Below are 19,264 nucleotides of genomic sequence, written 5' to 3'. Positions count from 1 at the left end.
ACGCTATTTTCCTAATTGATGAAGGGGTTGGGATCGACGCTGTCGAAGCCTTCGCGCACTTCAAAATGCACAAACGAGTCATCACCACTGCGCAATTTAGCGATGCTTTGACCGCGTGAGACTGTATCGCCCCGTTTCACGTTCACGTCCGTCACGTTCGCATAGACGGTGAGCAGGTTGCCAGTGTGGCGCACAACGACGATTGGTATGCCGTCTGCGCTTTTTGTGATTGCGGCAACTGTTCCAGCGTCTGCTGCTTTAACTGCTGTACCGGGGGCGGCTTTGATATTAATGCCCTCGTTCTTACCCTTTGAATAGTCGCGGATGATTGTCCCGCTCACGGGTTTGACCAGTTTGCCAGTGGCGACAGGCTTGGTGACTTTGCCCACATCGGCGACAGGCTTTGGCGGCTCTGCCGGCTTTGTGGTTGCTGTTGCGGTTTGCACAGGCGCCGCTGCCGCCGGTTTAATCTTCTCTGCAGGCAGCGGTTTGGTCGCCGAAGGGGGTGTAGGCGTGGAAGACCCGGCACCTGGCAGCGGGGTTGCTGCGGCAGTTTGCGCGGGGGCTACTTTGGGTGGGCTCTGTGAGGGTACAGGGATTAGCAGGAATTGCCCTTCGCGGATGGCAAAGTCTGCCCCAAGTCCGTTCCATTGTGCCAGATCCTTCACCGGCACCGAGTAGAGGCGCGCCACCGTAAATGCAGTCTCTCCACGCTCGACCTTGTGGCGGATCGGTTCCTTTCCCGTTTGAGCGGGCGGCGTCGCGGACGGCGCAGGGGCCAGCGCAGTTGTCTGAACGCTGGGGGTGGCAGGAGCGCGGTCAATCGCACCCCCTGCGACTGATGTGATATCGACGGGTTTGATCGGGCCAGTTGTTGCGGAACCTGTAGCGGGAGATGGCTCTGCTACGCGGGTGGGCAAGGCGATGATCTCGTCCTTGCGCAAGGGAACGTCCGCGTCGATGCCGTTGTATTTGGCGAGGGTCGCAGCGTTTAGCCCAAGGCGGGAGGCGACATCCTTGAGCGTGTCACCACGGCGGGCCACGGCGACCTGATAGTTGGGATATGAAATCACGCCACGGTCATCGGGCAAAGGCCGCGCCGCAAGGGGGGCTGTTGCGGCATTGGCGGTTGTAAAGCCGCCGCCGAGGCCGCGAAGATCAAAATCGAGGGGCTCGGAGCAGCCCGCAAGCGTGATACATGCAGCACCCGCAAGAAGCGAAAGGCGCAGGTTAGTGCGCGCGTTTTGTCGTGTCATCTGGTATGTCCTTGTCACTGCCCATCTCGTGTACCCGAGATTTTGCATTACACTACCAGATTATGTGTCTTTGCCCAACCCCTCCAGAAGCGGAACAAAGCGAACTGCGCGCATTTCGTCATATTCTAGCCCATCGGCGGTTTTCCGCACCCGAATAAGGTGTTGCACGGCGTCCGACTGACCTACGGGGAGCACCATAATGCCGCCAACTTTGAGTTGGGCAAGCAGGGGGCCGGGGGGGTCTTCGGCAGCGGCTGTTACGATGATGCGGTCAAAGGGGGCCTGTTCGGGCAAGCCAAAGCTCCCATCGGCGGTGATCGCGGTGATGTTGTTGAGGTCGAGTGCCTCAAATACAGCACGCGCTTCGTGGACCAAGCGGCGGTGGCGGTCGATAGTATAGACGCGGCGGGCAATCTTGCTGAGGATTGCGGCCTGATAGCCGGAGCCAGTGCCAATCTCCAGCACCTTGTCACGAGGCGTAATTTCCAACGCTTGGGTCATCAGACCAACAACCGAAGGCTGACTGATGGTTTGACCGCAGGCGATGGGCAAGGGCATGTCCTCATATGCACGTTCGGCAAAAAGGCCGCGGATGAAGGGGCCACGGTCCACGGCCTCCATAGCGCTCAGTACATTCTTGTCTGTCACGCCTTTGGAGCGCAGCGCATAGAGGAATTGCATTTTGCGCTCGGCCTCTGAAGGGGTGTCTTCTGGCAGGTCGTTCATGTGTTGATGTCGCTCAGATCAGGGAAGGCGTCATGGGCCGTGAGGTCTGCACGCATGGGTGTAACGGAAATATAACCTTCTAGATTAACGGCTGCGTCTGTGCCGTCCGCAGGGGCAACCTGTTGGTTGCCGCCAGCGATCCACAAAAAGCGGCGCCCATTGGGGGCATCATGCGGTATCGTCGAGAAGTTCACGCCCGGCCTGCGCCCTTGGGGTGCTGTGCGGATGCCTTTGACATCAGCGGCGGCGACAGGGGGGAAATTTACATTCCAGAACACGCTATAGCCATTTTCGTCCTTTGGCTGTTGCGCTAGGATGCGGCGGCAGACGTCTGCGCCATGCTGTACTGCAGTCTCGAAAGGGTTCTCAAGGTCGCGGTTGTCAGGGCCATAGAATTGCGACAGTGCGATAGACAGGACACCCTGAAGTGCGCCCTCAATCGCGGCACCGATGGTACCGGAATAGAGCGTATTTTCGGCGGCGTTATTGCCACGGTTCACGCCGGAGAGGATCAGGTCGGGGCGTGCATCCTTCATCGGGTCATAGAGGGCGCATAGGATACAGTCAGCGGGGCTGCCCTCAATCATATAGCGACGTGGCTCTAGCTCGGTGATGAGCGTTGGTTTGACGTAGTTAATGCAGTGCGCAACGCCTGATTGCTCAAAGGCGGGGGCAATCGTCCAGACCTCACCATCTGGTCCTGCCAATGACTTTGCAATGCCCTCAAGCACAATTAAACCCGGCGCGTTAATGCCGTCATCGTTCGTCACAAGAATACGCATGAAATTGCCCCTTTTCGCCTTGATAGGCGAGGCGGCTCATACGGGCAAGCGAGGCTGTGGTTATTTCTGGAGTGTTGCCAGAAGACGCGCGGCCTCTGCATGGATATCATGCAGGTTTTCGCGGCTTTCACCGGGGAAGAAACGGGCGCGGGTGGCTGTTGGCATGGGGTGCGGTGTCACAATCTCGACGCGCGGCCCTATGCGGGCAGTTTCGGCCTGCCAGCTGTGGGCGAGAGCGATTTGCGCTGCTTTTGTCGCACCATAGCTGCCAAAAAACTTCTCGCCTGCGATGGGATCATCGAAAAACACGGCTTGGCCCTCTGTGCCGAGCAGGGGGGCGACATAGTTGATGAGTGTTGCCGTTGCAGTGATGTTGCCCGCAATCGACTTTTCGAAGTCTTTTGCATCAATGTGGTGGGTCGGCGTCAACGGCGCGGCATGGATTGCGGTATGCAGCCACATATCAAGGCTGCCCCAGCGATCATAGATACCGCGACACAGGGTTTGCATGGCGGCCGTGTCCGTCACATTCATCGGGGCGAGTGTGGCACTGCCACCAAGTGCTTTGATACGGTCGTCAAGCTCTTCGAGCGCGCCGACTGTGCGGCCCACGGCGATGATGTGATGGGTGGGCGCAAGCGCTTCGGCGAAGGCGGCACCAAGGCCGCGCGAGGCGCCTGTGATCAATGCGGTTTTCTGTATCATGGGAGGGATATGCGCGGGCGAGTGCGTGTCGTCAAGGGGCGCTTAACCGCGCGGCATCCGCAAAATCTGCTCATTGCCCATCCGCGACAGGATCAGGCGGTCCGCACTGATGGCCGCGACTGTGCCACCGGCAAGTGCGTCACCAATTGTGACAGTCTGGGTATTGCCACGGGGCAAGCGAACAATGGCGCGGGGAGCATTGGCCGAGCCAAATGTCCCAAGCAGGGCAATGCGGCCCAACTTTGCCTCTTGGGTGGCGTGGGTTTCGACGATTGCGGGTGTGGGGGTGCCTTCGTGTTGGGTGGCCATGATCGCTCCTGAATTACGTTTCAGTGCGTCAGCTATGCCTTGTTCGTCAGCGGGAGAAGGGGGCGTGGCATCCCTCGGCAGACCCTTGCCATGTCTTCGGCGAAAGGGCGCTGGTCAGCTTTTTCGGTGGTAGGTAAAGGCCAATCTGGCGAGATGGTCGATAGCTTGTTCAGGCAAGGGTTCACCTAGCTTGAGGCGCAGGCCGCGATTGGATTCGTAAATGAAATCAGTCGGGTATATGTCTTTCATGGTTGCGCTGAGGGTTGTTTGACAACCCACGAATAACGCAATGGTGCTGGGCAGGTTTGCGTGCCAGTTCAGGCGCAGCGTAGTCCCTTGCTTGGCACGTTTGGGCCGCCATGCAGGCTCGCGCCACTTGAGGCTTTCCTCGATGGGGCCAACATCGGCTTCTGCTGCTGCCTTTAGAATCAGCGCGCGCATCTCGTTGAATTGCGCGCGTGCCTCTGGGGGCCATGTTGCAAGGATGGTTTCAAATGCATCTGTCATGGGAGGAGTATAGCACAAATGCGCTGACAGGTTTTGACAGTAAGAAAAAGATGGGACATGAAAAGGCGCTTGTGCGGCTGAGGGTCTTCGTAGCACGTTCTTATCGCGAGTGGCCGCGCAGAGTGTCAGGCCGTTGGCAGTGACGGATCTGTTCCAAGTTCAGGAAAGACAGCAAGTATGGTGCGAACAACCTGTGCTGCCTCTGCTTGGTCCAACTCGATCCCAAAGCCCAAAGAGTGTACGCCGTAATCTAACCGTATGTTCCCTGATTTCCGGCTGAACCAGTTGGGTACTTGGTTCTGAACAGGGCCATTGATCTTTTCTTCGACGCGCAACCCTTTGACTTGCGAGAAATCGCAGTCCACCTTTTTCGACCAAATCGGGATGTGTCGGGTAATTGAGACCTGCCGTGTCGAGAATTCAATCGATTCACGGCCAGCGACAAGCCAGAGGAACGTTGCAATGGCCATCGCGCCGCCAGCAGTCCAAGCCCCCAGCCATCCGAAGAGAAAAAGACTGGTCGATCCCGTGTCTCCAAAAAGCAGGGTGCTCGCAACCGCCACCCATCCAAAGGCCCATGCAAGTAGCCAAAACCCGATGAACGCGCTTAAAAAAAAGTGCCGCTTTGCTTTGATTGACACGACAAGTTTGTCACCATCCCGAACAACACGGGCGCGTCCTGCTTTGGGATCAAGCATCTTACTCGGCGGCCGACTTCATCTTGAAACCCTCAGTAATTTTGTCTGAAGGGGTTACGGGATATTCGCCAGAGAAGCAGGCGTCGCAATATTGTGGGCAGGCTTTGTCGCGGCCTTTTGCCTCGCCCACTGCACGGTAGAGACCGTCGAGTGAGATAAACTTGAGGCTGTCGACGCCCAAGTGGTCGCGCATCTCATCCTCGGACATGGTGGCGGCCAGCAGTTTGTCGCGGTCAGGCGTGTCTACGCCATAGAAGCACGGCCATGCAGTTGGCGGGGAAGCAATTCGGAAGTGGACCTCGGCAGCACCAGCATCAAGGATCATTTCTTTGATCTTGCGGCTGGTGGTTCCACGCACAACCGAATCGTCTACCAAAATGATGCGTTTTCCTTTTACCAGCGCACGGTTTACGTTCAGTTTGAGACGCACACCCATGTTGCGGATGCTCTCGGTCGGCTCAATAAACGTGCGGCCCATGTACTGGTTGCGGATGATGCCCATCGCGTAGGGAATGCCGCTTTCCAGGCTGAAACCGATGGCGGCTGGGGTGCCTGAGTCAGGCACGGGGCAGACCATATCAGCGTCAACAGGGCTTTCTTTGGCCAACTCACGTCCAATTGCCTCGCGGGTTTCGTAAACAGAGCGGCCACCGAGGATGCTGTCGGGGCGGGAGAAATAGACATGCTCGAAGATGCAGAATTTGGACGGCTGGCGACGGAAGGGGAAGTGGCTTTGCACACCTTTTTCGGTGATGACCACCATCTCGCCGGGCTCGATCTCGCGCACAAACTCCGCACCGATGATGTCGAGGGCACAAGTCTCGGAGCTGAGCGCGAAGCCGTCACCGAGTTTGCCAAGCACCAGAGGGCGCACGCCAAGTGGGTCGCGCACACCTATCAGCTTGGTACGGGTCATGGCGACGATAGAAAAAGCACCCTCAACACGGCGCAGTGCATCTTCCATCCGTTCGGGGATGTTCTGCTGGAGGGAGCGGGCCATGAGATGAATGATACATTCGCTGTCCGAGGAGGATTGAAAGATCGAGCCGCGCTCGATCAACTCGCGGCGCAGGGCGTTGGCGTTGGTGATGTTGCCATTGTGCGCGATTGCGGCACCGCCCATGGCAAACTCGCCAAAGAACGGCTGAACATCGCGGATCGCGGTCTGCCCCTTTGAGCCTGATGTAGAGTAGCGCACATGGCCAATGCCCAGTGAACCGGGCAGGGTTTCCATGACTTTCTGGCTGGTGAAATTATCGCGGACATAGCCGAAGCGGCGGGCAGATTGAAAGCCGGCGTCTGGGCAGTGGGTGACGATTCCACCCGCTTCCTGACCTCGGTGCTGGAGCGCGTGCAGGCCAAGAGCTACAAAATTTGCTGCATCGGCAACACCGATCACACCAAAAATGCCGCATTCTTCCTTTAGTTTATCACCATCCTCAGTGTCCGAGAGATAAGACGCGTCAAAAGGGTGAGCGGGCGGCATTATCTTGGGCGGGGTGTGGGACAAGGGAGTGCTCCTGAGACCGGCAAAAGTTAAGAGCGTCTTACGAAACCTGAAGCGGAGAGTCACGCGGCGTTTGCAGTTTTCATACACTGGTGCGCGGATGGCCTTTGTGATGCTCGGTCATGGCGGAGGGTTCAGAGCGGGAAAAGCGCTCTGAACCCTCGGACAGGGTTACGGTCTGGCTCGGCAATGTGAATTGCACTGCACTGCCGCCCGTTTCGGCATGGTTAAACGCCGTTATTTTACCGCCGCGAGCAAGAATTAGTTTGCGGATGGCAAGAAGGCCATATCCGCTGTCCACAAGAAACTGTCCCGTTTCCAAAAAAAGCTTGCCCGGATTGTCAAACCCGGCGCCATCATCGCTTACCGTCACTTCCACTTCGGACGTACCCAACATCCGCGCATGGCAGCGCACCGTAAGGTTGGCGGTATTGCCGTGTTTAAGTGCATTGTCGATGAGGTTGTGCAACACAATCTGCATGACGCTTTTCTCGCCCGACAAGGTGATGGAGGTACATTCGATACGGTGCAGTCCCTGAGGATCAAGCACATGCATCAGATTCTGGCACATGGTTTCAAAAGGATAGAGTGTGGTCGTGCTAGAAAGATTGAGTGTGCTTGCATAGGAGAGGACATCGGAAATCAAACTCATAGATTTCTCGGAAGTGTCTTTAAGTAGTTCGATCAACTCAATCTTACCGTCACCATGGTTCTCAAAACCCTCTTCGAGCAGTTCGGCCAATGACAGAACATTACGCATCGGCGTGCGCAGGTCATGGGCTGCCATGGCGATAAACTGTTCAACCTCTGTGCTAATGGTCTCCAGCTTTGTCTTGGCGTTTTGAGCAACCCATTCGATAGACACGTCAATTGGATTTCCGATCAGACGAATAACGCGTCCCTTTGCGTCAAATTGCGGGGTGAGCGTGGTCCGCACGATGCGAATTTCGTCTTTCAGCGGCAGTTCGTATTCATATTTGCGCTGCTTGCCCAATGTGATCGTTTTTTGTTGCTCCTCACAGGCGGCGGTACCAAATTCGGACCCGAACACGTCAATCGAGGTTTTGCCAACAATATCGCTTAACGAACGTCCCGTTTTTTCCAGCGCTGCAACGTTATAGTGCGCATAGACGGGCGCCTTACCGGGGATGACGTCCATAACAAAAATGGGCGTTGGTACACAGTCAACAAGTTTAAAGAAGTCGTTTAACACCATGTATCATCTCTCCGCTTTGGAGACAGGCATAGTGGCTGACAGTTACGACTTACTTAAACGTAAGCGATTAGCTTTCAGAACAGCTTGATACCAGTTGCTCATAGCGGCCGGTAATCCAGCCGAGTGCTTGATCGGGGTCGGAGTTCTGGATGTCGTCAGTGAAGCGGCCAAACACAGCGGATGATCGGCTCTCGTCCACGATGGTAAACTGCTGGCCTGTGATGACGGTCGAATAGACAAAGAAGGCAATCGCCACCAGTAAGATGCCGCGCGCTACACCAAAAATAAACCCCATCGCCTGATCGAATCCACCAAGGAAAGAGCGCTGAACCAGTGAGGAAAACAAAGGCGTGAACAAGGATACGACAACCAGTGTGATCGCCAGAACAAGTGTGAAAGCGCCGATAATCGATAATTCGCAGCTGTCAGCGAGGAAATCGCCTACAACAGGGATTTCGCGTACCAGCGGTTCAACCTGAGGCGCAAAAAGATAAGCGAGAACGGCGGCAGCGATCCAGCCGACAATCGCCATCAACTCACGTACAAATCCGCGACCGTAGGCGAGCAGTGCCGACATCACGATGACTAGCGCCACAACGCCGTCAATGATGGTAAAACCTTCCATGCTCGTCTCGCCTTTTATCTTGGGGGCGCGTTAGCCCGCGCCGAATATTTCGCCCACAAATGCAGTCAGATCGGTCATGGGGCGCATTGTGATGCCTTCCACAACCACGGCCTTGCCGCCTTTGGGTGCTATTGCGGACGTAAAACCAAGTTTTTGCGCCTCTTTCAACCTGTTTTCCGTCTGTGTTGCAGGTCGAAGTGCGCCTGACAGGCTAAGTTCCCCGAAAACCACGGTTTCCGCGGGTAATGCAGTATCCTCGCGTGCGCTCAAAAGCGCGCAAGCGACTGCAAGATCGGCAGCAGGCTCTGATATTTTCATGCCGCCTGCCACATTGAGGTAGACATCAAGCCCCGCAAAAGGAATCCCGCAGCGTGCTTCTAACACTGCGAGGATCATTGCGAGACGCCCGCCATCCCAGCCGACAACGGTGCGGCGGGCTTGGCTATGGGGCGAGGGGGCGACGAGGGCTTGGATTTCGACCAGCACAGGACGGGTACCCTCGATACCTGCGAAGACTACCGATCCCGCAGAGGGTGCGCCACGCTCGGATAGGAAAAGAGCGGAGGGATTGGTCACTTCGGCCAAGCCACGGCCTGTCATCTCGAACACACCTATCTCGTCGGCGGGTCCAAAACGGTTTTTAACGGAGCGTAGGATACGGAAGGGGTGGCCGCGCTCGCCTTCGAAATAGAGGACTGTGTCCACCATATGCTCAACCACGCGCGGGCCTGCGATCTGGCCCTCTTTGGTGACGTGGCCCACCAGTACAACAGACGTGCCCGTGCGCTTGGCGAAACTGGTCAACTCATGGGAGGCGGCGCGAACCTGAGACACCGAGCCAGGCGCGCTTTCAACATTATCGGCCCACATGGTTTGGATCGAATCAATAATTGCCAGCGCAGGACGCTCTTTATCCAGTGTGGTGAGGATATCGCGCAGATTTGTCTCTGCGCCCAGTTTGACCTTCGCCTCGGACAGGCCAAGGCGTTGGGCCCGCATGCGGACCTGCGCGGAGGCTTCCTCGCCCGAGATATAGACAACCTTGAGGCCGCGATTGGCAAAGGCTGCGGCGGCTTGGAGCAGGAGGGTGGATTTCCCAATGCCCGGATCACCGCCGACCAGAATAGCCGAGGCTGCGACAAGGCCACCGCCCAGCACGCGGTCCAATTCGCCCAAGCCCGACATGGTGCGCGGCGGTGGTGCCTCTTCAGTCGCGAGGTCCATCAGCTCCATCGACGACCCGCGCCGCGCCCCCAAGGACTTGGAGGGGGGACCTGCACTGATGCCCTTATCTTCTTGAATAGTGTTCCATTCCCCGCAATTATCGCAGCGACCAGACCATTTTGGAAAAGATGCAGCGCATTTGCTGCACGAGAAATTTTTGATTGGTTTTGCCATGCCGCTTTGATGACCTTTGCAGGGGGCAGGATCAATAAGAAACGATTACGAGGGACACGATATGATCAGAAGACTTGCACTAATCCTTGGATTTTTCTTTGTGGCGACGGCTGCTTTGGCCCAAACCTATACCGCCCAAGGCATGTCTGACGGCTATCTCAACCTGCGTGCAGGGCCTGGCACCAATCACGGGATCATCACGCGCCTGTACCCTGGTAACGAGGTCACACGTCTGGCCAAACGGGGCAACTGGCTTAAGGTGCGCCTGTCAAACGGTGAAATCGGCTGGGCTTCCCAGAGTTTCCTTGTTCGGGTGGTGAGCAGTAATGGACCGCTCTTGTATGTACAGCCGACGAATGACGGGTTTCTGAATATGCGTTCCGGGCCGGGGACAGGCTACCGCATCAAGCAGCGTCTATATACTGGTACCGAAGTGAAAATGATTGGCCGCTCTGGCAACTGGATTCACGTGCGCCACAGCAATGGGCGCACAGGTTGGGCACACTCCCGCTATCTTAAATGATAATCTGTGTTGCGCGGGTTATAGAGAGTTTTTCTTTTGGCGGCAGGGCTCGTGCTCATGGCAACTGCTGCCACAGCAGATACCTGTTTTGTAGCTGATGCTGATCAGGTTATCTTGATTTGCGTGCAGGGCGGGGAACGTCCCATATGATCGTGGCACGACATTACCCCGCAGATTCTGTCATGTTGATGGCAGAGCGGGGCGACAGCTTTTTGTGAAGCTGGAGAATGGGGAAATCGCGCGGGCAGCGCATCGGTTTGTCGGGACCTACACGCACATTGACGGCGAGACGCATTATGTCCAGCCTACGTCAGAGGGCTTTTTGAACCTGCACGAAGGGCCGGGGGCGCAGCATGCTGGCAAACGCATCATTTATGCCGGTAATGGACTCGTAGTGGTCTGGACCAAAGACAATTGGCAGCGCGGCCACTCAAAGCAGAAAGTACCTTTGGTCGGATACACTCACGCCATATCAACTAGAATTTATTCCGCAGCCTTCGGCAGCTCGTAGACACTGTTGTCCAACGCGGTGCTGTCGAGAGGTGTCTCTTCTTCAAGCTGCTCAGCATCTTGTACACGCAACACCGTCTCGCGCCCAAGCTGGGGAAGGATTTCGCTCATCTCTTCGGACAGGCGCGCAAGCTGTGCGGCGGCGACACTCTCTTCAAGTTCGACTTCGTGCAACCAATGTTTCATTTCGGTCGAGATGGATTTGGCTTGATCAAGGCGGCTGTTAAATTGCTCGATCTCTTCCTGACGCTGTTTGAGGAAGTCGCGGGCGCGGCCGATTTTCTCATCTGAGTACACTTCTGCAAGCTCGCGGCTGATGTGGCTCATCTGCGCGGCTGTTTCCAGCAGGGCAGGCTCAAGCGTACTCAGGTCAGGGTGGTCGCGCAGGTAGGCAAGGCGTTCGCGCACAGCGTCAAACTCAGAGCTGAGTTGAAACGTGCGCCCACGGTCAGCGGCATGCACAGCGCCGTAAGCACGTGCCACATCGTCCATTGAGACGGTGAAGCGGCGGTGCGAATTTTCAAGCTGCATGATGCGCACATTGGACGGCAAGAAAAAGCATATACCCGCAGCAAGAACGGTGGCAAAGATTTGCAGGTACATTCCTGCATTTTCAACAGGTTCTCCTGCGTAACTCACCGGAATTTCAACCCACGCCCAGTTGCCCAAAGCGGCCATTATCGTCGCAGTGGCAAGGCCCGCAGCACAGGCTGCGAAGAAAAACAGCGCCAGACGCTGCATCACAAATTGAAAAAAAACCCCGATGGTCTTCAGCTGTTGCATTACTATCCTCAGGTGACTGTGTGGGCAATTTCTCGCTCACCACCGTAAGTTACAACTTAAAGACCTTGCGCAAGTCTGCAAAGGGAAAATTAACCAACAAATGGGATCAACTCCCCGATTTGTTTCCTATGCGGCAGTTAATCAACGCTTTTGAGTAAGGATTGTTGTGTTTTCCAGCTGATAACAAGGGACGCGAGGATGCAGAAGGTAAAGAGATACAGCCCCCAAGCAACTTCGATCCGCCCGATACCGATTCCTTTTGTGAGGGTAATGTAGAGGGCAATCAAAAAGATGTCTGCCATTGCCAGTTTGCCCAGAATTTCCAGCACTTTTTCGACCCTCGGGCTGAGCAGGTCGAAATGGATCAGGGCAAGGCCGATTGTTTTCAAGTAGGGTGCAAAGAGAGCAAAGATGGTCACGACCAGCGCCAAAAAAATATCAGAAGCCCAAAGCGACTGTAGGCCCGTCATAACAGAAATCTCGCTCAGGCCGAACAGGGGCAGTAGGCCTGCACGCATCAGCGGCGCGAACCATGCAACCGGATAAAGGATAAGCAGCGACAGATTAGCGATGCGCAGCAAGGTCATTCACGCCAGTTCCGTGCATAGCGTGCACCAAGGCTGGTCAGGATTTCATAGCCGATGGTGCCTGCAGCATCTGCAACAGCATCAACGGATTGATGTGCGCCGATGAGTTGCAAGGATTTGGGCGGGGTCGGCAGGTCGGTCACGTCCAGAGTTATCAGGTCCATCGATACGCGGCCCACGACGGAAACGGCTATGCCGTCCGAATGCATTCTGGCCTTGGCTCCCATCGCGCGGATTAACCCGTCGGCATAACCGCCAGAGACAGTTGCGATTTTCGAGGGGCGCACTGCGGTCCATGCATTTGCATATCCAACGGTCTCGCCCTCGGCGACATCACGGATCTGGACCACGGGCAAATCAAGGGTCACAACGGGTTGGGCTGCTGCAAAGGGCAGTCCACCATAGAGCCCAACGCCGGGGCGGACCATGTCATAGTGGAAGTCCTCACCCAGCAGCGTGCCACCTGTTGCTGATAAAGAGCGCGGCACATCAAGGCCTTGGGTCATATCGTCAAAAAGCGCGCGTTGCTGTTCGTTCATCGGATGATCAACCTCATCCGCGCAGGCAAGGTGCGACATCAGCAGGGTCGGGTTCTGCGCCAGTGCGATTTCGCGCAGGGCCGACCACTCGGACGGCTCCATCCCCAGACGGTTCATTCCTGTATCAAGCTGGATGCCAAAAGGATGGGCGGGCAAGGCTTCGACGTGATGCAGCATTTGATCAACGGAATTGATTAGCGGTACTAGATTGGCCCCCGCAATGAGATCAGCATCGCCGTGCATGTGGCCGGAAAAGACAGAGATAACCGGCCCTGAACCAAGGGCTCGGCGCAGGGCCACACCTTCTTCGGCCACAGCTACAAAAAACTGACGCGCGCCTGCAGTAGCAAGGTGGCGGGCCACTTGTGCGACGCCCAAGCCGTAAGCGTCTGCTTTAACGACTGCGCCTGTCTCGACCTGCGCGATTTTGGACAGCGCCTGCCAGTTGGCAGCGATGGCGTTGAGGTCGATTGTCAGTTTTCCGGTGCTCATGGGGCAGGTTTTGACTGTCTTTGGCGCGGCGTCAAGATGATCAGTGCGAATGGCCCAGAGAACCGCGCACCTGAGGCTGATTTGCTGTACAATCCGCCGCTACGTCAAAAAACTATCACTTGTGAGGTGAGGCGATGGCTCTACACTGTTTTTAAAAGAGGAGGAGACGATAATGAAAACACTTGCGAAAACCCTTGTCCCGACGGCGTTGCTTGTCGCTGGTGCTGCGGTTGCCAATCCAATTGACGGCCAACTGCCCAATGCGCCTGCACTTGCCGCTTATGGTGACGTGCCCATTGGCGTGCGCCAGCTGGAACTGGTGAACCCGAACCAGATCAATATCCTAGCCATTGATCCCGCCGCCGAGAAACCTGCGGAATTGCCGCGCTATGACCGTCCGCTGACGGTCGAGATGTGGTATCCGGCAGCGGAAGGGGCTACAGGCTCGAATGAGCTGAGGGCCTATTTGCGCGACGGCACGACTGAAGTCACCCTGACAGGCAAAGCCATACGCAACGCGGCGCCTGCGGTTACAGATACGCCCTATCCGCTGGTTTTGATTAGCCACGGCTACCCTGGGAACCGGTTTTTGATGTCGCATCTGGCAGAGAATTTGGCTTCCAAAGGGTACGTCGTTGCCTCCATCGACCATACCGACAGCACGTACCGCACCCAATCAGCCTTCGGCTCGACGCTTGTAAACCGCTCGCTTGACCAGTTGTTTGTGCTGGAAGAAATGGCGGGCAAAGCGGCGGAAGGTGCTGAATTTGCAGGGCTGTATGATGCCAGTAATGCAGGGCTCATCGGGTATTCTATGGGTGGCTACGGCGCGATCATCACTGCAGGCGGTGGTGTGACCGAAGCCTCGGTTGGCTACAGCTGGGGTGGACCGCACGGCACACTGGGCATCCATCAGGTAGGCTCGGACACCCATAACGCGCTGCCCGATCCACGGATCAAAACGGCGGTCGCCATAGGGCCTTGGGGGATGAACACAGGGTTCTGGGACGCTGAAGGCCTTGCGGGGGTGAAGATCCCGATGCTGTTCATCGCAGGCTCACAGGACGATACCTCCCTATACGATAACGGTGTGCGCGCGATCTGGGATAATGTGAGTGGGGTAGAGACGGCTCTGCTTACCTACGTAAACGGCGGCCATAACGCGGCAGCACCGATGCCAGCACCGGCCGAGAGCTATTATTTCAACGAGGAAAAGGGCTTTGACATTTCGGAGCACTATAGCGATCCGGTTTGGGATACCGTGCGAATGAACAACATCGCGCAGCATTTTATAACGGCATGGATGGATGAACGCCTCAAGGGCGACGAGGCCGCTGCCGGTTATCTGACGCTGGTTGAGGATTCCAACGCAGGCGTGTGGTCGATGAATGAAGACGGCACCGAGAAAGAGGACCACACCCATTGGAAAGGATTTGCCAAAGGGACGGCCAAAGGACTGAAATATGAGGCCAAGTCGCCTCAATAATAGATAAAAAACAAAGAGCCGCATGAGAATGCGGCTCTTTTTGCATAAAGTTCACTCACATAAGCTTTAGCGTGTAAGTTATTGTATTAAAAAAGATTCAGTTGGCGCGGCAATACTTTTACCCAAGGTTATACATGGCAATTAGAATTCTTGTTCATCTGCATTTTGCTGCCATGGCTTCACAAGGTTGCCAAAGCGGGTAAAGCGGCCTTCAAAGCTCAACTCGACGGTTCCAATGGGGCCGTGACGCTGTTTGCCGATAACAACTTCGGCGCGACCATGCAGCCGCTCCATCTCGTCCTGCCAAACAGCCATTTTGTCCAACTCGTGATCGCCTGGCTTCTCACGCTCTTTATAATATTCTTCGCGGAACACAAACATAACCACGTCGGCATCCTGCTCGATCGAGCCTGATTCACGCAGGTCAGAGAGTTGGGGCCGCTTGTCTTCGCGGTTCTCCACCTGCCGCGAGAGCTGGGACAGTGCGATTACGGGGATATGAAGCTCTTTTGCGATTGCTTTAAGGCCCATCGTGATCTCGGAAATCTCGTTCACGCGGTTCTCGTTCTTGCCCGTGCCGCGCACCAGCTGGAGGTAGTCGATAATCAGTACATCAAGGCCATGGGTCCGTTTGAGGCGGCGCGCACGGGCGGCAAGCTGCGAGATCGGCAGAGCAGGCGTGTCGTCGATGAAAAGCGGGCAGGCCTCAAGCGCCTTGGCGGCATCGACAAAACGCCGGAACTCCGGCTCGGTCATATCACCTGAGCGAATTTGCTGGGACGGGATTTCCGAGGCCTCGGACAGGATACGTGCAGCCAGCTGTTCGGCGCTCATCTCGAGCGAGTAGAATCCGACGACACCGCCATCAATGGCGCCTTCAGAGCCGTCGGGCAGTTGTCCGCGTTTATACGCCTTGGCAACGTTGAAGGCGATGTTGGTGGCGAGCGAGGTTTTTCCCATTGAAGGACGACCCGCAAGGATCAAAAGGTCGGAAGGGTGCAAACCACCCAGCTTTTTATCCATATCTATCAGCCCTGTAGAGACACCAGATAGGCCGCCATCCCGCTGGTAGGCCGCGTTCGCTACATCTACAGCACTCTTGATTGCAGAAAGAAAGCTCTGGAAGCCTGTCTCCGATTGACCTTGTTCGGCGAGTTTATAAAGGGCTTGCTCGGCTTCAACAATTTGCTCGCGCGGCTCGCTTGCGACGTCAACGGTGGCCGCTTTTGCAGCGATATCACGGCCAAGACCTATGAGATCGCGACGCACGGCCAGATCGTAGATCATGTTGGCATAGTCGCGCACGGCAAAGGCCGAGATCGCGGCACCCGCGAGACGGGCAAGATAGGCGGGGCCGCCCAACTCCTGAAGGCCTTCGTCATCTTCCATGAACGCCTTGAGGGTAACAGGGCTGGCGAGATTGTTTTTGGCGATGCGGGCGGCGGCAATTTCGAAGATGCGGGCATGTACCGGATCATAGAAATGCTTGTCGCTGATGATCGACGCGATTCGATCAAAGATATCGTTATTGGTGAGAATAGCGCCTAGCAGCTGCTGTTCAGCTTCAATGGAATGCGGCATCGTTTCCGCAGCCTGAACGGCAATGCCTGCAGTGCCCAGTGTCGAAATCTCGTTCATATCGTACCCCCGTTATCCCCGTCGCTGTCATAGCGAAGGGGGAGTCGGTGCGCAAATTGTATGTTTTTGTGGATAACCTTTGGCAGGTTTCTGCGCAGCTACATCTTGCGTCTACAAGGCGCGCTGCGTCAAGTTATGGTATTAGCCTTTACGGGCTTCCTGCCACTTACGGGGAGATTTGAGAAATTTTTCCACCTCGTTGAGTGTGGATTCAGCAAACGAGCCTTGGGCTTTTGCCTCGGCCAGAACGTCCCACCATGTGCACAGGTGATGAAGTTCTACACCGTGATCACCGAGCGTTTTTTTTGTCTCGGGGAAGATGTCATAGTAAAATATTACAGCCGTATGGCCACAGGTCGCTCCCGTTTCGCGGATCGCATCTACAAAGCTGAGTTTCGAGCCGCCATCCGTGGTCAGGTCTTCAACCAATAGCACGCGCTGGCCCTCGGACATGTCACCTTCAATGCGGGCATTACGGCCATAGCCTTTTGGCTTTTTACGCACGTAAGTCATGGGAAGGGCCATGCGTTCCGCCACCAAAGCTGCGAAAGGGATACCTGCCGTCTCGCCGCCTGCGATGTTGTCGAAGGCTTCGAAACCCGCATTCCGCATAACGGTGATGGTCAGAAAATCCATCAGTGTCGAGCGGATGCGCGGGTAGGAGATCAGCTTGCGACAGTCAATATAGCTGGGCGACGGCAGACCAGAGGCCAGCGTGTAGGGCTCGTCCGTATTAAAGTTCACGGCACCAATCTCCAGCAGCATGCGGGCGGTCAGGCGGGCGATCTCGGATGCGTCTGGGTATGTGGTAGGGATCATGACGGGTCCTTGGTGGCAGAGGTTTGATTGAGTTTAGGGGGCAGAATAGAGTTATACGGACCAATTAAGCGGCATGTCGGGATCAAAGACGGTCACGGGCCCCTCGGATGTATGGATGTGGGCCGGATAGGTCGGGACGCTGCGCGTGAGGGTCAGTGTGGCCTCGTTCGCGGGCAGTCCGTAGTAGGCGGGGCCATTGAGGGAGGCGAAGGCCTCCAAGTTATCCAGCGCGTCGTCCTGCTCAAACACTTCGGCGAGAATTGACATGGTATTGAGCGCGGTAAAGCAGCCTGCACAGCCGCAGGGCAGAAGTTTGTTCACGTCCGTATGGGGTGCGGAATCAGTGCCGAGGAAGAAGCGGGCATCACCTGAAGTCGCGGCAGCGCGCAGGGCGAGGCGGTGTTCTTCGCGTTTGGCCACAGGCAGGCAGTAGTAATGCGGTTTGATGCCACCTGCGAGAATGTGATTTCGGTTGATCACCAGATGATGCGTTGTGATCGTCGCGCCAAGGTTTTTGTCGTTGGCCTTCACATAATCGACGGCGTTGGAGGTGGTGATATGCTCCATCACCACGCGCAGACCGGGGTGGTCGCGGCGCATGGGATCGAGGATGCGGTCGATAAACACGGCCTCGCGGTCGAAGATGTCCACATCAGCATCGGTCACTTCGCCGTGCGTGCAGAGCGGCAGGCCGATTTCGGCCATTTTCTCTAGTACCTTAGCAACATTCGCAAAGTTGCTGACACCGGAGGCTGAATTTGTGGTGGCGCCTGCGGGGTAGAGTTTAACTGCGGTGATTAATCCCTCGGCATGGGCGGCGGCCACGTCGGACGGATCGGTATCCTCGGTCAAATAAAGCGTCATCAGGGGCGTAAAATCATCCCCATCGGGCAGGGCGGCCATGATCCGGTCGCGGTAGGCGCGTGCATCAGCGGCAGTAACCACAGGCGGCACCAGATTCGGCATGATGATCGCACGGGCGAAGTGGCGGGAGGTATGCGGCAACACCGCGCGGAGCATATCGCCATCGCGCAGGTGCAGGTGCCAGTCATCAGGACGGCGGATCGTAAGGATTTTTGTCATGGCAGCGTGCTAGCATGACATTAATGGCTGCGCTAGTCGTCATCGCCATCTGATTTTGCCGCCGCAGCAAGGCGTCGGGTGAAACGGGGGGCGTGCATGCGGGACGTGACATTGCGGGCCAGCGCGAGAGCGAGCGTTTCACGCCCGTCGCCATCCAATGACGCTAAGAGATTGCGCAGATAGGGGGGATGATCGCGGCGTGCGCGCATCATGCGGGCGAAAGTCAGATCGTCCAGCGTGCCTCTACTTATTGCAAGCAGGAGGGGACCAAGTTGCTCCATCTCCAACAGATCAGTCTGGATGGCATCCCCCATATGGCGCAGGCGCAGCTTACGGGTGTGGGATTTTGTGAAAAGTGCCGCGTGCATCGCATCAAGGTGTTCGCGCGGATCATAGACAACATAGGCCGCTGCCGCAGCATCCAACATATCGGGGGCATACCCAAAGCGTGAGGTGAAATCGGTGCGACGCATATCGGTGAATCGGTCGTCCCATTCGGTAATGCGCGGATCAAGCGTTGCTTGCGGCTGCACGGCGAGCACATGGGCCTCGGGGGAGGCCACTGAATAGGCAGCGGCGGCATAGCCACATGGGCCAGCGCCATAGAAAATGACAGTCTCGAAATCGTCAAAGAAGCCATCGTCGATCAAGCGGTCGAAATAGCCATAGACGGCGTGGTCGCGGAACCACGTATCGCCGTTGGAGGCAATGCACAGGCTGGACCAGCCGTGCGCTTGCATCATTTCCCAGCCCAAGGGTTGGGCCAGTGGCGAGAGGGCGGGGATGCCCTGAAGTGTCTCGAAGGAGACCAGCAGCGTTGATGATTTCTCAATGAAAGCAGCATAATGCCGTTTTCCCAAACGCTCGAAATAGCCGTCTTCGTCGCACAGCTCTTCTACGGCGGCGATCCAGTTGGCTTTTTTCATACCCGCAAGGGATGTCTCGAATGTCAGGTTTTCATCTGCCATGTCTGCGTCCTCAAATTGACCCGCATGGCGTGAGGTGCATGCGGTTTCAAGATGAGGGGTAGCAAAGCAATGGGGCGAAATTACGCAAAATTCGCGCTATATTATGG

General features: G+C 56.4%; 21 protein-coding genes. 2 read left to right on the top strand and 19 right to left on the bottom strand.

Features of this window, described 5'->3' with window-relative positions; all coding sequences use genetic code 11:
- Window positions 1-11 precede the first annotated feature (11 nt).
- The 11 genes from Q0775_RS00945 to radA form a co-directional block, all read right to left on the bottom strand.
- Window positions 12-1,256, bottom strand: coding sequence for a LysM peptidoglycan-binding domain-containing M23 family metallopeptidase (locus Q0775_RS00945; RefSeq protein ID WP_298857253.1), 1,245 nt, complete (start codon window positions 1,254-1,256; stop codon window positions 12-14).
- Between the two features lie 60 nt (window positions 1,257-1,316).
- Entirely contained in the window at window positions 1,317-1,982 is a 666-nt protein-coding gene (locus Q0775_RS00940) for a protein-L-isoaspartate(D-aspartate) O-methyltransferase (protein WP_298857251.1), read from the bottom strand.
- Entirely contained in the window at window positions 1,979-2,764 is a 786-nt protein-coding gene (surE, locus tag Q0775_RS00935) for a 5'/3'-nucleotidase SurE (protein ID WP_298857249.1), read from the bottom strand. The genes Q0775_RS00940 and surE overlap by 4 nt, the downstream gene beginning before the upstream one ends.
- A 60-nt stretch (window positions 2,765-2,824) precedes the next feature.
- Window positions 2,825-3,469: an SDR family NAD(P)-dependent oxidoreductase gene (locus tag Q0775_RS00930; protein WP_298857247.1), complete on the bottom strand. Its 645-nt coding sequence runs from the start codon at window positions 3,467-3,469 to the stop codon at window positions 2,825-2,827.
- Window positions 3,470-3,511: 42 nt separating this feature from the next.
- Complete coding sequence (locus tag Q0775_RS00925) at window positions 3,512-3,778, bottom strand: type II secretion system protein N (RefSeq protein ID WP_298857245.1); 267 nt, start codon at window positions 3,776-3,778, stop codon at window positions 3,512-3,514.
- 114 nt (window positions 3,779-3,892) lie between these two features.
- Window positions 3,893-4,285, bottom strand: a complete 393-nt coding sequence (locus Q0775_RS00920; protein ID WP_298857243.1) for a DUF1801 domain-containing protein — start codon at window positions 4,283-4,285, stop codon at window positions 3,893-3,895.
- Window positions 4,286-4,410: 125 nt separating this feature from the next.
- Entirely contained in the window at window positions 4,411-4,983 is a 573-nt protein-coding gene (locus tag Q0775_RS00915) for a hypothetical protein (protein ID WP_298857241.1), read from the bottom strand.
- Window position 4,984: 1 nt separating this feature from the next.
- Window positions 4,985-6,469 carry an amidophosphoribosyltransferase gene (gene purF / locus Q0775_RS00910; protein ID WP_298859888.1) on the bottom strand — a complete coding sequence of 495 codons (1,485 nt, stop codon included), beginning with the start codon at window positions 6,467-6,469 and terminating at the stop codon, window positions 4,985-4,987.
- 103 nt (window positions 6,470-6,572) lie between these two features.
- Window positions 6,573-7,649, bottom strand: coding sequence for a PAS domain-containing sensor histidine kinase (locus tag Q0775_RS00905; RefSeq protein WP_298857239.1), 1,077 nt, complete (start codon window positions 7,647-7,649; stop codon window positions 6,573-6,575).
- Between the two features lie 124 nt (window positions 7,650-7,773).
- Complete coding sequence (locus tag Q0775_RS00900) at window positions 7,774-8,331, bottom strand: CvpA family protein (RefSeq protein ID WP_298857236.1); 558 nt, start codon at window positions 8,329-8,331, stop codon at window positions 7,774-7,776.
- A gap of 30 nt (window positions 8,332-8,361) precedes the next feature.
- A complete protein-coding gene (gene radA / locus Q0775_RS00895) occupies window positions 8,362-9,729 on the bottom strand; it encodes a DNA repair protein RadA (RefSeq protein WP_298857234.1) in 1,368 nt (455 codons plus the stop codon).
- A 61-nt stretch (window positions 9,730-9,790) separates the two neighbouring features.
- On the opposite strand from radA, the gene Q0775_RS00890 reads away from it, so the two are divergent.
- Window positions 9,791-10,252, top strand: a complete 462-nt coding sequence (locus Q0775_RS00890; protein WP_298857232.1) for an SH3 domain-containing protein — start codon at window positions 9,791-9,793, stop codon at window positions 10,250-10,252.
- A gap of 163 nt (window positions 10,253-10,415) precedes the next feature.
- On the opposite strand, the gene Q0775_RS00885 is transcribed toward Q0775_RS00890, so the two are convergent.
- The 4 genes from Q0775_RS00885 to alr form a co-directional block, all read right to left on the bottom strand.
- Window positions 10,416-10,547: a hypothetical protein gene (locus Q0775_RS00885; protein WP_298857230.1), complete on the bottom strand. Its 132-nt coding sequence runs from the start codon at window positions 10,545-10,547 to the stop codon at window positions 10,416-10,418.
- Window positions 10,548-10,735: 188 nt separating this feature from the next.
- Window positions 10,736-11,545, bottom strand: a complete 810-nt coding sequence (locus Q0775_RS00880; protein ID WP_298857228.1) for a DNA repair protein — start codon at window positions 11,543-11,545, stop codon at window positions 10,736-10,738.
- Between the two features lie 137 nt (window positions 11,546-11,682).
- A complete protein-coding gene (locus Q0775_RS00875) occupies window positions 11,683-12,132 on the bottom strand; it encodes a paraquat-inducible protein A (protein ID WP_298857226.1) in 450 nt (149 codons plus the stop codon).
- A complete protein-coding gene (alr, locus tag Q0775_RS00870; RefSeq protein WP_298857224.1) occupies window positions 12,129-13,163 on the bottom strand; it encodes an alanine racemase in 1,035 nt (344 codons plus the stop codon). Before alr ends, Q0775_RS00875 begins: the two co-directional genes overlap by 4 nt.
- A 172-nt stretch (window positions 13,164-13,335) precedes the next feature.
- Here alr and Q0775_RS00865 point away from each other — a divergent pair, with 172 nt between their 5' ends.
- Complete coding sequence (locus Q0775_RS00865) at window positions 13,336-14,649, top strand: dienelactone hydrolase (protein WP_298857222.1); 1,314 nt, start codon at window positions 13,336-13,338, stop codon at window positions 14,647-14,649.
- A 141-nt stretch (window positions 14,650-14,790) separates the two neighbouring features.
- Here the strand turns inward: Q0775_RS00865 and Q0775_RS00860 are convergent, their stop codons facing one another.
- The 4 genes from Q0775_RS00860 to Q0775_RS00845 all read right to left on the bottom strand — a co-directional run bounded on the left by Q0775_RS00860 (window position 14,791) and on the right by Q0775_RS00845 (window position 19,157).
- On the bottom strand, window positions 14,791-16,287 hold the full coding sequence (locus tag Q0775_RS00860) for a replicative DNA helicase (RefSeq protein ID WP_298857220.1): 1,497 nt from the start codon (window positions 16,285-16,287) through the stop codon (window positions 14,791-14,793).
- A gap of 141 nt (window positions 16,288-16,428) precedes the next feature.
- Complete coding sequence (locus Q0775_RS00855; RefSeq protein WP_298857218.1) at window positions 16,429-17,106, bottom strand: orotate phosphoribosyltransferase; 678 nt, start codon at window positions 17,104-17,106, stop codon at window positions 16,429-16,431.
- Between the two features lie 51 nt (window positions 17,107-17,157).
- Window positions 17,158-18,189, bottom strand: coding sequence for a dihydroorotase (pyrC, locus tag Q0775_RS00850; RefSeq protein WP_298857216.1), 1,032 nt, complete (start codon window positions 18,187-18,189; stop codon window positions 17,158-17,160).
- 32 nt (window positions 18,190-18,221) lie between these two features.
- Window positions 18,222-19,157 (bottom strand): phosphoadenosine phosphosulfate reductase, encoded by a 936-nt coding sequence (locus Q0775_RS00845; protein WP_298857214.1) that lies wholly within the window; start codon window positions 19,155-19,157, stop codon window positions 18,222-18,224.
- Window positions 19,158-19,264 lie beyond the last annotated feature (107 nt).

It is taken from the genome of uncultured Sulfitobacter sp. (assembly GCF_947499945.1).
Lineage (GTDB): Bacteria > Pseudomonadota > Alphaproteobacteria > Rhodobacterales > Rhodobacteraceae > Sulfitobacter.
Note: the sequence above shows the minus strand (reverse complement) of the source record. Positions and strands in the feature narration are given on the sequence as shown.